This is a genomic window from Neobacillus sp. B4I6 (assembly GCF_050434045.1).
Lineage (GTDB): Bacteria > Bacillota > Bacilli > Bacillales > Cytobacillaceae > Neobacillus.
Map to the genome: position 1 here is coordinate 3241156 of NZ_JBNPWB010000002.1, position 14288 is coordinate 3255443.

The window sequence follows — 14288 nt, forward strand, 5'->3', positions numbered from 1 at the left end:
CCTCTAGCGTATATCTTCTATTATTCCGTCTTTTATGATAATTGTAGGTTGCCCAATCCGCCCGTCCCATATGTCACCTATCTTAATTTCAACGAGGGCTTGTACTTCCTTTTCCTTTAACTCACTGCCTAATGGCAGCATATGTAATTGTTCGATTTGAAACTCAATTAGCTTTTCTTTTTCCAAACGTTTATTGATTTCTTTTTCAAAATGATTCTTTAATGCTCCAGGTGAATATCCCTTGTTTTTTTCCAAGCGCTTCAACTCAAATTGAAGCTGACTAATCTCCCTTTGATACTGCAGCTTTTGTGCCTCGTAATGGTCAGCTAATTTTTTCTTACTATTTTCCGTTAGAATTTGTTTTACCACAACAGTTTGAATGATTTGCAAAGAAATGCCTCCCTCGTTCATTGAACTTTGAGAACTGTCTAGCCAGCGCCCGTCGGCTAGTGAGACTTCGCTAAACGGGCGCTTCTGCTTTTCTTATAGCAAAAAAGGGAGGAAATAATTCCTCCCTTTTATCTAGATGCAAAAAGCTATTCACCAATTTCTAGAAAAATTTTCTTTTGTTGTGATGATCCTGCTGCATAAACAACAGTTCTAATGGCCTTTGCAACGCGCCCCTGCTTACCGATAACTTTTCCCATATCTGTTTTATTAACAAATAACTGATAGGTTACACGGTTGTCATCTTCCACGACATCCACACGAACGTCTTCTGGAAAATCAACTAGGGGCTTAACAATCGTTTCGACTAATTGTTTCATCGTCGTCCCTGAGTTACTTACTTAATTTTGCATTATGGAATTTTTCCATGATGCCTTGATTAGAGAAAAGGTTACGTACTGTATCAGATGGTTTAGCACCGTCTTGTAACCATTTAAGAGCTAATTCTTCGTTGATGTCAACCTTAGCTGGTTGTGTAACTGGATTGTAAGTTCCTACAATCTCAATGTAACGTCCATCACGTGGTGAACGAGAATCTGCTACTACGATACGATAGAAAGGAGTTTTGTTTGCTCCCATACGTTTTAAACGAATTTTTACTGCCATTTTAAATAAGCACCTCCGAATAGTTTCACACAAGATAGTATAATATCAATTCTTTTATAGTTTGTAAAGTGTTTTTTCTTTACATACAGTATTACCAATTTTATACAGCTTAAAACGGCTTGAAAGGAAGTTTAAATCCACCTTTTTTCTTACCTTTTTGCTGCATTCCAGTCATTTGTTTCATCATTTTTTTCATATCTTCAAACTGTTTTAACAAACGGTTTACTTCAGTTACAGAACGACCGCTGCCTTTGGCAATTCGGTTTTTCCGTTTGGCGTTCAAGATTTCTGGATTATTTTTTTCAAGAGTCGTCATTGAACGGATGATTGCCTCAACATGAGCAATTTGCTTTTCATCGATTTGAAGATTATTTAACCCTTTAATCTTGTTTGCACCAGGCATCATCTTTAATAGTTCATCAAGCGGACCTAAATTACGAACCTGTCCAAGCTGATCCAAAAAATCCTCCAGCGTAAACGTAGCTGTCCGCATTTTTTGTTCCAACTCTTTAGCCTTTTCTTCATCAACATTGGCTTGTGCCTTCTCAATCAATGTCAGCACGTCACCCATACCAAGGATTCTAGATGCCATACGTTCAGGGTGAAAAGGTTCAAGTGCATCTAACTTCTCGCCTAAACCGACAAATTTAATTGGTGTTTGCGTTACTGCCCGGATTGAAAGTGCCGCCCCGCCTCTGGTATCACCATCCAGCTTTGTTAACACAACCCCAGTTAATCCGAGCTGTTCGTTAAAGCTTTGGGCCACATTGACTGCATCTTGACCAGTCATGGCATCAACGACTAGGAAGATTTCATCAGGTTTAGTCAGTTCCTTAATGTCCTTTAACTCACCCATTAATGCTTCATCAACATGAAGTCGGCCGGCGGTATCAATAAGGACATAGTCATGATGCTCTTCTTTTGCTTTTGCAATGGCTTGCCTTGCAATTTCGACAGGGCTTACTTGATCACCAAGTGAGAAAACTGGCATGTCTAATTGCTTTCCTAGTGTTTCAAGTTGCTTGATCGCAGCAGGCCGATAAATATCTGCAGCAACAAGCAATGGCATACGGTTATACTTTTTGCGAAGCAAGTTGGCAAGCTTTCCGGATGTTGTTGTTTTACCAGCACCCTGTAAACCGACCATCATAATGACCGTTGGCGGACGATTTGACACCGCGATTTTGCTTTGTTCTCCACCCATCAATTCCGTCAATTCTTCATTAACGATTTTAATAATTTGTTGTCCAGGTGTTAAGCTTTTCAGTACTTCCTGCCCAACGGCACGTTCACTGACCTTTTTCACAAAATCTTTAACAACCTTGAAGTTTACGTCTGCTTCTAGTAAAGCTAGACGTACTTCACGCATCATTTCTTTTACATCCGCTTCTGAAACTTTCCCTTTTCCACGGATTTTTTGAATTGTATTTTGCAGTCGGTCGGCTAATCCTTCAAATGCCATTCATGCCGCCTCCTAATCTAAATTCTCCAACTCGGCAACAGCTTCTAACATTGCCTGCTTTGAAGGGTGATCCTCATTGAGCAATTCTTTTACATTTCTTAAAAGTTTGCTGCGCTCTTGAAATTTCTGAAATAATAGCAACTTTTCCTCATATTCCTCGAGCATTGCCTCCGTCCGCTTGATATTATCATAAACGGCTTGGCGGCTTACATCATACTCTTCGGCAATTTCTCCTAAAGAGTAATCATCTAGATAATAGAGAGACATATAGCTTTGCTGCTTTGGGGTTAACAACGAATGGTAAAAGTCATAAAGATAGTTCATTCGTGTCGTCTTTTCAAGCATGCAATCCCCTCCAATGCGCATGTTAAGTGAAAAGCCTTTACATAAGTAGTTTACAAGGTCAGAGATTATCTGTCAAGATAATACCTTTACATCCATTAATCTGCTTTTTCCACTTCATCTGCAAATAAACCATACACATATTTTTCCGCTTCAAATTCTTGAAGGTCATCCATTTTTTCGCCGAGACCAACAAATTTCACAGGAATTTTTAATTCATTGCGGATAGCAAGGACGATTCCGCCTTTTGCCGTTCCGTCTAATTTTGAAAGAACAATTCCACTAACGTTTGTCACTTCTTTAAAGGTTTTTGCCTGGATCAGGGCGTTTTGACCAGTTGTTGCGTCAAGGACTAAAATTACTTCATGTGGGGCACCAGGAATTTCTTTTTCTATCACACGTTTTACCTTTTCAAGCTCCTTCATTAAATTCACTTTGTTTTGCAAGCGGCCAGCGGTATCACATAACAAAATATCTGTTTTACGAGATTTAGCTGCCTGTATGGCATCGTACATAACCGCGGCAGGGTCAGACCCTTCCGATTGCTTAATAACATCGACGCCGACTCTTTCTCCCCAGACTTCAAGTTGTTCAATCGCACCAGCACGGAAAGTATCACCTGCTGCTAATAGTACTTTCTTTCCTTCATTCTTAAACTTGTACCCAAGCTTACCGATCGTTGTTGTTTTTCCAACCCCATTAACTCCAACAAATAGAATGACTGTCAGCCCATCCTCTTGAATATTTAATTTTGAGGATTGTTCTTCACCCGCATTGTAGATATCAACCAACTTTTCGGATATTACACTTTGTACTTCCTGTGGGTCTTGGATGTTCCGGCGTTTAACTTCCATTTTCAACTCTTCAATCAGTTTCATCACTGTATCAAAGCCTACATCAGCCTGGATCATGATTTCTTCTAATTCTTCAAAAAAGTCTTCATCTACTTTACGGTACCTGGCAACAAGGTCATTTACTTTTCCTGAGAAATTATCCCTTGTTTTTGTAAGACCTTCCTTAAACTTCTCTGTCACCGTATCCGTGGATTTTGTGATTTTTTCTTTTAATTTTTTAAAAAAACTCATTTTTTCACTTCCTAATTTTAAGATTCAACAAGCTCTTTTGTTTCCTCTAAGCGAACAGATACAAGCTTTGAAACACCTGATTCTTGCATAGTTACCCCGTAAAGCACATCTGCTTCCTCCATTGTTCCTTTGCGGTGGGTAATCACAATAAATTGCGTCTCCTTACTATATCGTTTTAAGTATTGGCTGAAGCGTTGGACATTGGCTTCATCCAATGCTGCTTCTACCTCATCAAGGATACAGAACGGAACGGGCCGTACCTTTAAAATAGAAAAAAGTAGCGCAATCGCAGTTAATGCACGTTCACCACCTGATAATAAACCTAAATTTTGCAGTTTTTTACCCGGTGGCTGCGCAACAATTTCGACACCTGTATTTAACAAATCACCTGGGACAGTTAGAACGAGGTCGGCTCTCCCCCCACCAAAAAGGGTTCTAAATACCGGCTCAAAATGTTCACGAATTCCATTAAAGGTCTGTTCAAAGCGTTTTTTCATTTCTTCATCCATTTCGTCAATAACCTTATAAAGGGTTTCTTTAGCTTCCTGGAGATCATTCTTCTGTTCATTCAGGAACTCATACCGTTCAGAGACACGCTCATACTCTTCAATCGCACCAATGTTGACATTACCAAGTTCTTCAATGGCCAGTTTGATAAGTTTGACCTTTTTTCTCGCTTCTTCAATCGATATCGTTAATGGATATTGTTCCTTTGCACCTTCAAACGATAAAAGATATTCTTCTCTTAACCGTGCAAAACGGTTTTCAAGATCGACATCCAAGCGGTTGATTTTTACTTCCTCGTCTTTTAAAACGACAATCATTCCTCGGTGGAGTCTTTTTAGTTCTTTAACTTCCACTTCTAAGTCTTCTAAGGCGGACTTTAAGGACAAACGTTCTTCTCTTCTAACCGTAATTAACTGTAATGCAGCTTCTTTATCCTGTTGTTTTCTAATTGCAGCTGTTTCTAACTGTTCTTCACCTGATGAACTGTTTGTCATTTCCGAACTTAACAGATTAAGATCTTCAGTATAAAGAGCATGCTTTTGTTCACTCTCTTCTAAATCTGTTAGCAGAAGTGTCAACCGTTCTTTTGTGCTCATATACTGTTCATTTTTAGAAGCAAACGCTACTTTTAAATCATTTATTTCAATAGTTAGAGTCTCTTTCGAAGTCAAATCACTCGACTTTTGTTCGGTAAGCTTCGCTATTTGCGCCTCAAGCTTATCTATCGTTGTTTTGTATGTCTCCATTGCAATGGCTAATTCTTTTTTTCTATTTGTTAAGGTTGTTTTCTCATCAGAAAATTGCCCTTTTTCAAGGTCATAAATAGCTAAGCGTTCATTGATATTTTTTTCTTCGAGCTCTGCTTGCCGAAGGTCACCCTTCAAAGAAAGTTCATTTAATCTCAACTCTTCGCCATCTTTGCGCATTTCTTCAAGTTGCTTTTCTATTCGATGAACATCTTCTTTTAATGACTTTACAAGTTGTTCTAGATGGATCGTTTTTTCTTCCATCACAACTAACTTCTCTTTTAATTCCTCAAGTTCTCCTTTACGAGTTAATAAGGATGAGTTTTTTTGTTTAATGGCACCACCTGTCATTGAACCGCCAGGATTAACGATATCACCATCGATCGTTACCAAACGGCCGCGGTATTGAAGAATTTTCGCTAATTCATTGGCGCCTTTTAAGTCTTTTGTAATGACAACATTCCCAAGCAGACTGCTCATAACCTCCGAGTACTTTTGATCAAATTTAACAAGACTTACGGCTGTTCCAACAAAGGATGGATGATTTTGGATGGAAGCTATTTGCGCGGAAGACAACGGTCTTCCCTTAATGACATTTAACGGTAAGAAGGTTGCACGGCCAAAAGAATTCTGTTTCAAATATTGGATTGCTGTCCGCCCATTTTGTTCATTATCAACGACGATATGCTGCAAAGCCCCGCCAAAGGATGTTTCTAATGCAGTTTCATACTGTTTCGGAACAGTCACAAGCTCGGCAACCGCTCCCTCAATTCCCTTTAAGTTTTTCCCACGTGCTTTAAGAATTTCTTTTACTCCCTGAAAAAAGCCTGAATAATCTTCTTCCATTTCTTCGAGCATTTCTTTTCTTGACTTTGCCTGTTGGAGAATTTGGTATGCCTGATACAGTGTCTTTTCTTGTTTTTGATAATTATTTCTTGTTGTCTCAAGCTTACGCTGCTTTTCTCGAAAAGCTCCTACTTGATCTTCTATTTTTTGTTGTACTTCGTCTAATGCTGATTGGATCGCAGCTTTTTTATCCTTGGCGATTTGCCGTTCCTCAATAAACTTGTCATTCTCAACATCAAGTCGTGAACTTCTTCTTTCCTGCTGTTCCAGCTGCTGTTCAATGTATTTCATTTCATTTTTTGCGCTCGCTTGATCGTTTAGCCATTCGATATATTCACTTTTTAAACTCTCTATTTTATCTTCAATATTTTCGGTGAATAACTGCAGTTTCGCCTGTTTTCCCCTTAATTGAGTTTGTAATTCGGTGACCTGCTTTCCAAGATCCTCGGCAGACATTGAAAGGATGTCGCGATTCATTTTTAGCTGGCTAATTTTTTCATTTAGTTCCGAAATGTTCGTTTGAAGCTGTTCTTTATTTTGTGAAGCATTTTTCTTTCGTTCTTTTAAGACTTCTTTTCGGCCTTCCAGTTTTTCTAACTCCTCCGTAGCATGAAGAAGAACATTCTGCAGGTCGGTGATTGACTCATCAAATGCTGTCATTTGATCTCTTTTTTCAACTATTTTTGCTTCCTTTACTTGCAATTCAGAAGAGATTTTAAGTTCTTCCTCCTGATGTTCGTTCAACAGCTTGGAAAGGCCCTCCCATTTTTGATGAAGATCTTCAATTTCATACACTGTTAAGGCAACTTCAAATTTTTCTAGTTCCTCTTTCTTCTCCAGAAAATCTTTTGCCATCGAGGCCTGAATTTTTAATGGTTCTACTTGGCTTTCAAGTTCGTGTAAAATATCATTTACACGGTTTAAATTGTCTTGTGTTTCAAACAGTTTTACTTCTGCTTTTTTCTTTCGATGTTTATACTTTAGTACTCCAGCTGCCTCATCAAATATGGTTCTTCGTTCTTCTGCTTTACTATTTAAGATTTCTTCCACTTTTCCTTGGCTAATTATCGAAAATGCTTCTCTCCCCAGCCCAGAATCCATGAATAAGTCGATAATATCTTTAAGACGACACTGTTGCTTATTTATCAAGAATTCACTATCACCTGAACGGGATACTCTCCTTGTGACACTTACTTCGTTATAATCAAGTGACACGCCTTGATCCTGATTATCCAAGGTTAATGTTACTTCAGCAAAATTTAGGGGTTTTCTGGTATCGCTACCCCCAAAAATAATATCCTCCATTTTACTGCCTCTAAGCGATTTGGCCGACTGTTCACCCAATACCCAACGAATAGCATCGGTAATATTACTTTTCCCACTGCCATTTGGACCTACCACAGCCGTTACGCCTGGAACAAAATCAACTCCAATACGATCAGCGAAGGACTTAAAGCCAATAATGTCCAACCGTTTTAAAAACATTTCTAAATCCTCCCTATGCATACAAGCTGGACTACTTGCAAACATTTTGTCATTTCTAAGTTGTTTTTTCCTTTAATATGTCGAGAGCCATTTGGGCGGCATGTTGTTCGGCTTCCTTCTTTGATTTTCCCGTACCTACACCTAATTCCTTGCCATTCAACGAAACTTTCGATACAAATTCTTTATTATGAGCAGGCCCAATTTCTTGAAGAACACGATATTCAATAGCGCCTGCCCCATCCCGTTGAATGAGTTCCTGTAACTGGCTTTTATAATCCATCACATGAGAAAAAGCACCGGCATTAATTTTAGGAAAAACTATTTTCTCGAGAAATTTAATGACTGTTTCAATTCCTTGGTCCAAATAAAGAGCTCCAATGAACGCTTCAAAAACATCTGCTAGTAAGGCGGGACGCTCCCTTCCGCCTGTCATCTCTTCCCCTTTACCCAACAAAACTAATTTTCCGAAGTTCAGTTCGTTGGCAAATGACACAAGAGATGGCTCGCAAACAATTGCAGCCCGAAGTTTCGTCAATTCTCCCTCTGTCATCGTAGGATATTTTTTGTATAGGAATTGTGAAACAGTTAACTCAAGAACGGCATCTCCTAAAAACTCAAGCCTCTCATTATCTTCAAAAGGCTTTCTTCGATGCTCATTCACATAAGATGAATGAGTAAAAGCTTGTTTTAATAATTTCTCGTTTTCAATCGTAATACCAATCGTATTTTGAAAACCCTTAAATAGATTTTCTTTTGCGCGATTATTTAAATCTTTTTCATTATTATTTCTGCGCATATAAAACGTCTCCACCTTGCATTAAATAATTTACACACCACTCAAGTATAAGTTTAAAAAAAGTATTTAGCAAAACGCAAAGAAACTTGGCATCACAGTTGGAAGCCAAGTTCTATTTTACAGAATAAAGCTCCGTTTGAAAACGGAGCTTTTGTGAATAAATCCAACGATTACTTCGTGCTTTGTATGTAATTAACAGCGTCACCAACTGTGCTAATTTTTTCAGCATCATCGTCAGAAATTTCCATATCGAACTCATCTTCTAATTCCATAACTAGTTCAACTACGTCAAGGGAATCAGCTCCAAGATCATCTTTGAATGAAGCTTCAAGTTTAACTTGAGATTCATCCACGCCTAAGCGGTCAACGATGATTTTTGTTACACGTTCTAATACCTCTGCCATGCCTGTTCACCTCCCCTCAAGCTATTATAGAGTATTTCAACAAAATAATACACCTTGTTTTTATTAAAATTACATTACCATGCCGCCATCAATATGAAGTGTCTGCCCTGTGATATAGGCAGAATCATCAGAAGCAAGGAATGCGGTGATTTTGGCGATGTCTTTAGGCTCTCCTAATCTTGCTAAAGGAATCAGTTTTAACATTTCTGTTTTTACATCTTCAGGTAATTTTTCGGTCATATCCGTTGTGATGAAGCCTGGTGCAATGGCATTTACGGTAATATTGCGAGATGCCAGCTCTTTAGCCGTTGTTTTTGTTAAACCAATGACCCCAGCTTTTGCCGCCACGTAGTTTGCCTGTCCTGGATTCCCACTTACACCAACAATCGATGCAATATTAATGATGCGTCCTACCCGTTGCTTCATCATTTGTCTTGTTACTGCTTTTGTACAAAGGAAGACACCTTTAAGATTGATATTAATTACGTCGTCCCATTCTTCTTCTTTCATTCTCATTAATAAATTATCTCTGGTAATACCCGCATTATTGACGAGAATGTCAAGTTTCCCAAAGCGGTCTATCGTTCCCTTAACCATTTCTGCGACTTCTCCTGAGTTTGAAACATCACATTTTACAGCGAATGCCTCTCTCCCAAGTGCCTTTATTTCATCAACAACCTCATTTGCTTTGGCTTCACTGCCGGAAAAATTAACCGCTACATTTGCTCCTTGTCGTGCAAGTTCAAGAGCGATTTCTCTGCCAATACCTCTTGATGCACCTGTTACAAGGGCTGCTTTTCCTTCAAGATTCATAGTCTTTCCTCCTTTAACGCATCTATTACAGCTTGTGCGCTTTCCTCGTCCGATACAGAATACGTTGACACTGTTTTATCAATTTTTTTGATTAAGCCTGATAGAACTTTCCCAGAACCCACTTCAATGAATGTATCGACACCCAAATCAATCATTTTTCGAACGGAGTCTTCCCATTGTACCGGGGAATAAAGTTGTTCAATTAACTTATCCTTAATTTCTGAGGCAGAACTGATTGGTTCAGCAGAAACGTTTACTACGATTGGGACCCTAGCATCCCTCATTTCAATTTCATCCAATACTTCACGCAATTGAACTGCTGCTGGCTTCATTAACACGGAATGAAAAGGACCGCTTACTTCTAATGGAAGCACTCTTTTTGCCCCTGCTTCTTTCGCTTTCACGGCTGCAAGTTCTACCCCTTTTTTCGAACCTGAAATTACAATCTGACCTGGGCAGTTTAAATTTGCTAAGGACACAGGAAAACCAGCATCACTGATTTCTGCCGTCACATTTGATAGCGGAGTGCGATCAAGACCCAGCACAGCAGCCATCGATCCTTCCCCGTTAGGTACAGCACTTTCCATAAATTCGCCTCGTTTTCTAACAGCATACACCCCTTCTTCGAAAGTAAAGGTGCCCGCTGCAACAAGGGCCGTATATTCACCTAAACTGTGTCCAGCAACAAAATCAGCTTTAATCCCAGATTTTTGGAAGTATTCCAATATAGCAATACTTGTTGTTAAAAGGGCTGGCTGTGTATTATAGGTAATTGTCAATTCTTCTTTTGGTCCCTCAAATATAAGTTTACTCAGTTGAGTGTTAAGCTTTTCATCTGCTCTCTTAAAATAATCCATTACCTCGGAGTGTTTCTCTGCTAACTCTTTCCCCATCCCGACGGCTTGTGACCCTTGCCCTGGAAACACAAATGCTATTTTCTTCATTTCAATACTCCTTTACCGTTCTACTTTGGCAATACTCGCTTCTTCTGTTGACATTTTAATTAATCCAACAACATCGTTACTTACCATTTCCCTCGTTTGCCGGATGGCGCTAAAAATAGCTTGCCCATTCGAAGATCCGTGAGCCTTAATTACAGGTGCATTTAAACCAAACAGTGCAGCACCGCCATATTCGGAATAATCCATTGTATTCTTTAAAGTTTTAAGATTCGGTTTTAACACAGCGGCAGCTAGCTTACTTGTAAAACTGCTCATTAAAGCCGTTTTTAACATTTTAAACATGGACAGTGCCGTTCCTTCAATCGTCTTTAACACCATGTTACCCGTAAATCCATCGGTAACAACTACATCAGCTGCACCATCAAGTAAATCCCTTGCTTCCACATTACCGACAAAATTGATATTAGCCGTTTTTAATAGTTCAAAGGCCTGCTTGGTAAGTTCATTCCCTTTCTTTTCCTCTGTGCCAATATTTAATAGACCCACTCTTGGTTGTGTAATTCCTCTTACTTTTGCACTATAAATGGAACCCATCAATGCATATTGCAATAGATGCTCTGGTTTGGCCTCAGCATTGGCCCCGACATCTAGTAAAAGGAAGCCTTCGCCGCCAATGGTCGGAAGCGTTGGTGCTAAGGCCGGGCGGTGAATCCCAGTTACCCTGCCAACCACAAAAAGGCCTGCCGCGACTAAGGCACCTGTATTTCCTGCAGAGATACATGCATCTGCCAATCCATCTGTTACCTGCTGGGCCGCTAGCACCATGGAAGCATTCTTTTTGCGGCGAACTGCTTTTACAGGCTCGTCTGTTCCGAGAATCACTTCGGTTGTATGTATAACAGAAATCCGTTCATGATCAGTTAACGTTTCTTTAATTTTATTTTCATCCCCGACAAGGGTAATATGTATATCAGAAAATGCTTGTACAGCTTTTAGTGCGCCTAAAACGATTTCCTTTGGAGCATTGTCGCCGCCCATTGCATCAATTGCTAGGTTCATTTTTTTCCTCATCCTTTACCGATTTTTCGAACGGTACATTTCAAATTCTCCGGTAAAAACAAGTTCATTATTTACAAAACTTGTCACTTCGACACTTGTTCTGCCTAAGTTCCCATCGATTTTTGTTACTCTTGCCTTGGCTATGACACGCTCATTTAATTTTACTAAACGCTTAAATTGAATATTCGCCTTTGCTGTCAACGCCAATTCATCGTTAATGACAGCTACTGCTAGGGAATTTGCCTGTGCGAATACATGATGACCACGGGCAATGTTATTACGAATAAACACATGTTCTTTTTTTACATCAAAAATCGAAATGGCATTTTGATCTAATTCTATATGAATAATTTCACCAATGACTTCTTCAAGCGGTAGGGAGCGGACCTCATCATCAAATCGTTTTTCAGCAACAGTCTTAATTCGTTCCCGTAGTTCCGGGATTGATAATTCTAACCGATCAAGACGGATTGTTTGTACACTTACTTGGAATTTTTCAGCTAAATCTTCATCAGTAATAAATGGATTATCTTTTATTGTCGAGGTTAACAATTGCTGGCGCTCTTTTTTACTTTTTCTCATGAATTTTTACACCGTCCGAGATCTTATGACTAGGTACTAATAGTAGTATAAAATTTGAATTAGCAGATTGCAAGAGTTTGTTTTTTATACATAGCATCTGCTTTTTTTATTCTGGAATTCATTTAAAGGGAAAAAAACTTTATTAATCAAGCTTTTCCCCTTCTAATACACCTGATTCTTCAAGCATTTTTCTTAAAAATTGATATTCTTCCGCAGTCCAGAAGGTTTTTGATTGGATAAGCATCATCGCATCACTTCTCGCTGTTTCTAGTGCCCGATAATCATGAACCATATCTGCAACCTTAAATTCAGGAACACCGCTTTGTTTTCTGCCAAAAAAGTCGCCAGGACCTCTGAGTTCTAAATCCTTTTCACTTAGAACAAATCCATCGTTTGTTTCTGTCATGATCCGCATTCTTTCTTGGCCCACTTCTGATTTAGGACTGGCAAGCAAAATACAGTAGGATTGATCGCTGCCACGTCCAACACGTCCACGAAGCTGGTGAAGCTGAGACAGGCCAAATCTTTCAGCATCATAAATAACCATCATGGTCGCATTTGGAACATTAACACCAACCTCAACAACTGTAGTTGAGACAAGCACCTGTACTTCGTTGGTACTAAACGACTTCATTACGGAGTCTTTTTCTTCCGAACTTAAACGCCCGTGCATAAGACCTGCTTTATAACGGTTTTGAAAGTATTGGCTTAAAGTATTAAATACATCGATTGCGTTTTGGACATCAAGCTTTTCTGATTCTTCAATAAGCGGGCAAATTACATAGGCTTGGTGTCCTTTTTGTAATTCTTTTTCAACAAAGGCAAGTACACGCTCAAGCATTTCCGGCTTTGCCCAGTAAGTTTCAATTGATTTTCGGCCAGCTGGCATCTCGTCAATAATAGAAACATCCATTTCACCAAACACCGTGATTGCAAGTGTTCGTGGAATCGGTGTCGCAGTCATAAAAAGAACGTCAGGATTCTCGCCTTTTTCCCTGAGCACTCTTCGCTGCTCGACCCCAAAGCGATGCTGTTCATCGGTAATGACAAAACCGAGTCTTTTGAATGTGACCTCATCCTGTATGAGAGCGTGCGTACCAATTAATAGATCAACATTTCCTTCTGCCAGTTCATGAAGGATTTCCTTTCTCCGTTTACCCTTAATAGAACTCGTTAAAAGCTCGCATCTGACATCAAAAGGTTCTAGCATGCTTTTTAAGCTTTGCGCATGTTGCTCTGCTAAAATTTCTGTTGGTACCATTAGAGCACCTTGGTAACCTGCTGTTACACTGGCATATAAACCAATTGCAGCCACTACAGTTTTCCCCGAACCAACATCCCCTTGCAACAATCGATTCATGCGTAGGGGTGATTTTAGTTCCGCTAACAATTCATTGACAACCCGTGATTGAGCATTTGTTAACGGAAATGGAAGACTATTGATAAAACCCTTTACCTGAGTAACGTTATAGTTTTGGCAAATTCCTGGGGAATGTTCCCGTTCAAATTTCCTTAAGGCCTGCATTTTTAGTTGAAACATAAGAAATTCTTCATAAACAATGCGCCTTCGTGCCTGTTTCACAGCCTCTTGGCTGCTCGGAAAGTGCATTGCTTCTATTGCCCCCTGTCTATCAAGAAGGCGATACTTTTTTATGAATGCTGCTGGCAGTGTTTCTTCAATAAAATGTCCATATTGCTGGAAAGCAATGCTGATAAATTTTCGTATTCCCTTTGTTGTTAATTTCCCTCTTAATGAGTACACAGGCTCAAAATCCTTTGTCTTGGCGTTTGTGCCTGACTGCATTTCATTTGCAGTGATCGTTTGCCGATGGGCATCCCATTTTCCTGTGACCGTTATCGTTTCATTAATAATGATTTTATTTTTCAAATAGGGTTGGTTAAAAAAGACTACTTTGATTAAATGAGAACCAACGAAAAGTCGGATCATTAGTTTGGATTTCTTCCTTCCATAATAGACAAGAGAAGGCTCGCTATGAACCTTCCCTTCCACTGTTACTTTCTCATCATGCTGTACCTCTGTTATTTCACGAAGGCGGTAATCTTCATAACGATAAGGAAAATATTCCAATAAATCTTGTATCGTAAAGATTTTCATTTCTGAAAAAATCTCAGCAGTCTCTTCACCAATTCCCTTAATGACAGTTATTGATTGATTAAGATGTGGATTCACTATTACCCGACTCCC

Annotated in this window: 14 protein-coding genes; all 14 read right to left on the minus strand. The window is 39.3% G+C overall.

The window, feature by feature from the left end; all coding sequences use genetic code 11:
- Positions 1-3 precede the first annotated feature (3 nt).
- Entirely contained in the window at positions 4-390 is a 387-nt protein-coding gene (locus QF028_RS18055) for a YlqD family protein (protein WP_429467486.1), read from the minus strand.
- Positions 391-536: 146 nt separating this feature from the next.
- Complete coding sequence (locus QF028_RS18060) at positions 537-767, minus strand: KH domain-containing protein (RefSeq protein WP_088086362.1); 231 nt, start codon at positions 765-767, stop codon at positions 537-539.
- A 13-nt stretch (positions 768-780) separates the two neighbouring features.
- Positions 781-1053 carry a 30S ribosomal protein S16 gene (gene rpsP, locus QF028_RS18065; protein WP_215000338.1) on the minus strand — a complete coding sequence of 91 codons (273 nt, stop codon included), beginning with the start codon at positions 1051-1053 and terminating at the stop codon, positions 781-783.
- 109 nt (positions 1054-1162) lie between these two features.
- Positions 1163-2515, minus strand: a complete 1353-nt coding sequence (ffh, locus tag QF028_RS18070; RefSeq protein ID WP_429467488.1) for a signal recognition particle protein — start codon at positions 2513-2515, stop codon at positions 1163-1165.
- 12 nt (positions 2516-2527) lie between these two features.
- Entirely contained in the window at positions 2528-2860 is a 333-nt protein-coding gene (locus tag QF028_RS18075) for a putative DNA-binding protein (protein ID WP_215000334.1), read from the minus strand.
- A gap of 95 nt (positions 2861-2955) precedes the next feature.
- On the minus strand, positions 2956-3942 hold the full coding sequence (gene ftsY / locus QF028_RS18080; RefSeq protein WP_168242757.1) for a signal recognition particle-docking protein FtsY: 987 nt from the start codon (positions 3940-3942) through the stop codon (positions 2956-2958).
- Positions 3943-3959: 17 nt separating this feature from the next.
- Complete coding sequence (gene smc / locus QF028_RS18085) at positions 3960-7526, minus strand: chromosome segregation protein SMC (RefSeq protein WP_429467491.1); 3567 nt, start codon at positions 7524-7526, stop codon at positions 3960-3962.
- 55 nt (positions 7527-7581) lie between these two features.
- Positions 7582-8322: a ribonuclease III gene (gene rnc, locus QF028_RS18090; RefSeq protein ID WP_215000329.1), complete on the minus strand. Its 741-nt coding sequence runs from the start codon at positions 8320-8322 to the stop codon at positions 7582-7584.
- 170 nt (positions 8323-8492) lie between these two features.
- Positions 8493-8726, minus strand: coding sequence for an acyl carrier protein (gene acpP / locus QF028_RS18095; RefSeq protein ID WP_026566432.1), 234 nt, complete (start codon positions 8724-8726; stop codon positions 8493-8495).
- A 69-nt stretch (positions 8727-8795) separates the two neighbouring features.
- Positions 8796-9539 carry a 3-oxoacyl-[acyl-carrier-protein] reductase gene (fabG, locus tag QF028_RS18100; RefSeq protein WP_215000327.1) on the minus strand — a complete coding sequence of 248 codons (744 nt, stop codon included), beginning with the start codon at positions 9537-9539 and terminating at the stop codon, positions 8796-8798.
- Positions 9536-10483, minus strand: a complete 948-nt coding sequence (gene fabD / locus QF028_RS18105) for an ACP S-malonyltransferase (RefSeq protein WP_429467494.1) — start codon at positions 10481-10483, stop codon at positions 9536-9538. The genes fabG and fabD overlap by 4 nt, the downstream gene beginning before the upstream one ends.
- 12 nt (positions 10484-10495) lie before the next feature.
- Entirely contained in the window at positions 10496-11500 is a 1005-nt protein-coding gene (gene plsX / locus QF028_RS18110; RefSeq protein WP_429467497.1) for a phosphate acyltransferase PlsX, read from the minus strand.
- Between the two features lie 15 nt (positions 11501-11515).
- Positions 11516-12082 carry a transcription factor FapR gene (fapR, locus tag QF028_RS18115; protein ID WP_088086352.1) on the minus strand — a complete coding sequence of 189 codons (567 nt, stop codon included), beginning with the start codon at positions 12080-12082 and terminating at the stop codon, positions 11516-11518.
- Between the two features lie 142 nt (positions 12083-12224).
- Positions 12225-14273 (minus strand): ATP-dependent DNA helicase RecG, encoded by a 2049-nt coding sequence (gene recG, locus QF028_RS18120; RefSeq protein ID WP_429467500.1) that lies wholly within the window; start codon positions 14271-14273, stop codon positions 12225-12227.
- Positions 14274-14288 lie beyond the last annotated feature (15 nt).

What these genes read in the sequence shown, in the direction of transcription:
- QF028_RS18060 (WP_088086362.1), bottom strand. Translation starts at nt 767, where the DNA reads ATGAAACAATTAGTCGAAACGATTGTTAAGCCCCTAGTTGATTTTCCA.
- rpsP (WP_215000338.1), bottom strand. Translation starts at nt 1,053, where the DNA reads ATGGCAGTAAAAATTCGTTTAAAACGTATGGGAGCAAACAAAACTCCT.
- ffh (WP_429467488.1), bottom strand. Translation starts at nt 2,515, where the DNA reads ATGGCATTTGAAGGATTAGCCGACCGACTGCAAAATACAATTCAAAAA.
- QF028_RS18075 (WP_215000334.1), bottom strand. Translation starts at nt 2,860, where the DNA reads ATGCTTGAAAAGACGACACGAATGAACTATCTTTATGACTTTTACCAT.
- ftsY (WP_168242757.1), bottom strand. Translation starts at nt 3,942, where the DNA reads ATGAGTTTTTTTAAAAAATTAAAAGAAAAAATCACAAAATCCACGGAT.
- smc (WP_429467491.1), bottom strand. Translation starts at nt 7,526, where the DNA reads ATGTTTTTAAAACGGTTGGACATTATTGGCTTTAAGTCCTTCGCTGAT.
- rnc (WP_215000329.1), bottom strand. Translation starts at nt 8,322, where the DNA reads ATGCGCAGAAATAATAATGAAAAAGATTTAAATAATCGCGCAAAAGAA.
- acpP (WP_026566432.1), bottom strand. Translation starts at nt 8,726, where the DNA reads ATGGCAGAGGTATTAGAACGTGTAACAAAAATCATCGTTGACCGCTTA.
- fabG (WP_215000327.1), bottom strand. Translation starts at nt 9,539, where the DNA reads ATGAATCTTGAAGGAAAAGCAGCCCTTGTAACAGGTGCATCAAGAGGT.
- fabD (WP_429467494.1), bottom strand. Translation starts at nt 10,483, where the DNA reads ATGAAGAAAATAGCATTTGTGTTTCCAGGGCAAGGGTCACAAGCCGTC.
- plsX (WP_429467497.1), bottom strand. Translation starts at nt 11,500, where the DNA reads ATGAACCTAGCAATTGATGCAATGGGCGGCGACAATGCTCCAAAGGAA.
- fapR (WP_088086352.1), bottom strand. Translation starts at nt 12,082, where the DNA reads ATGAGAAAAAGTAAAAAAGAGCGCCAGCAATTGTTAACCTCGACAATA.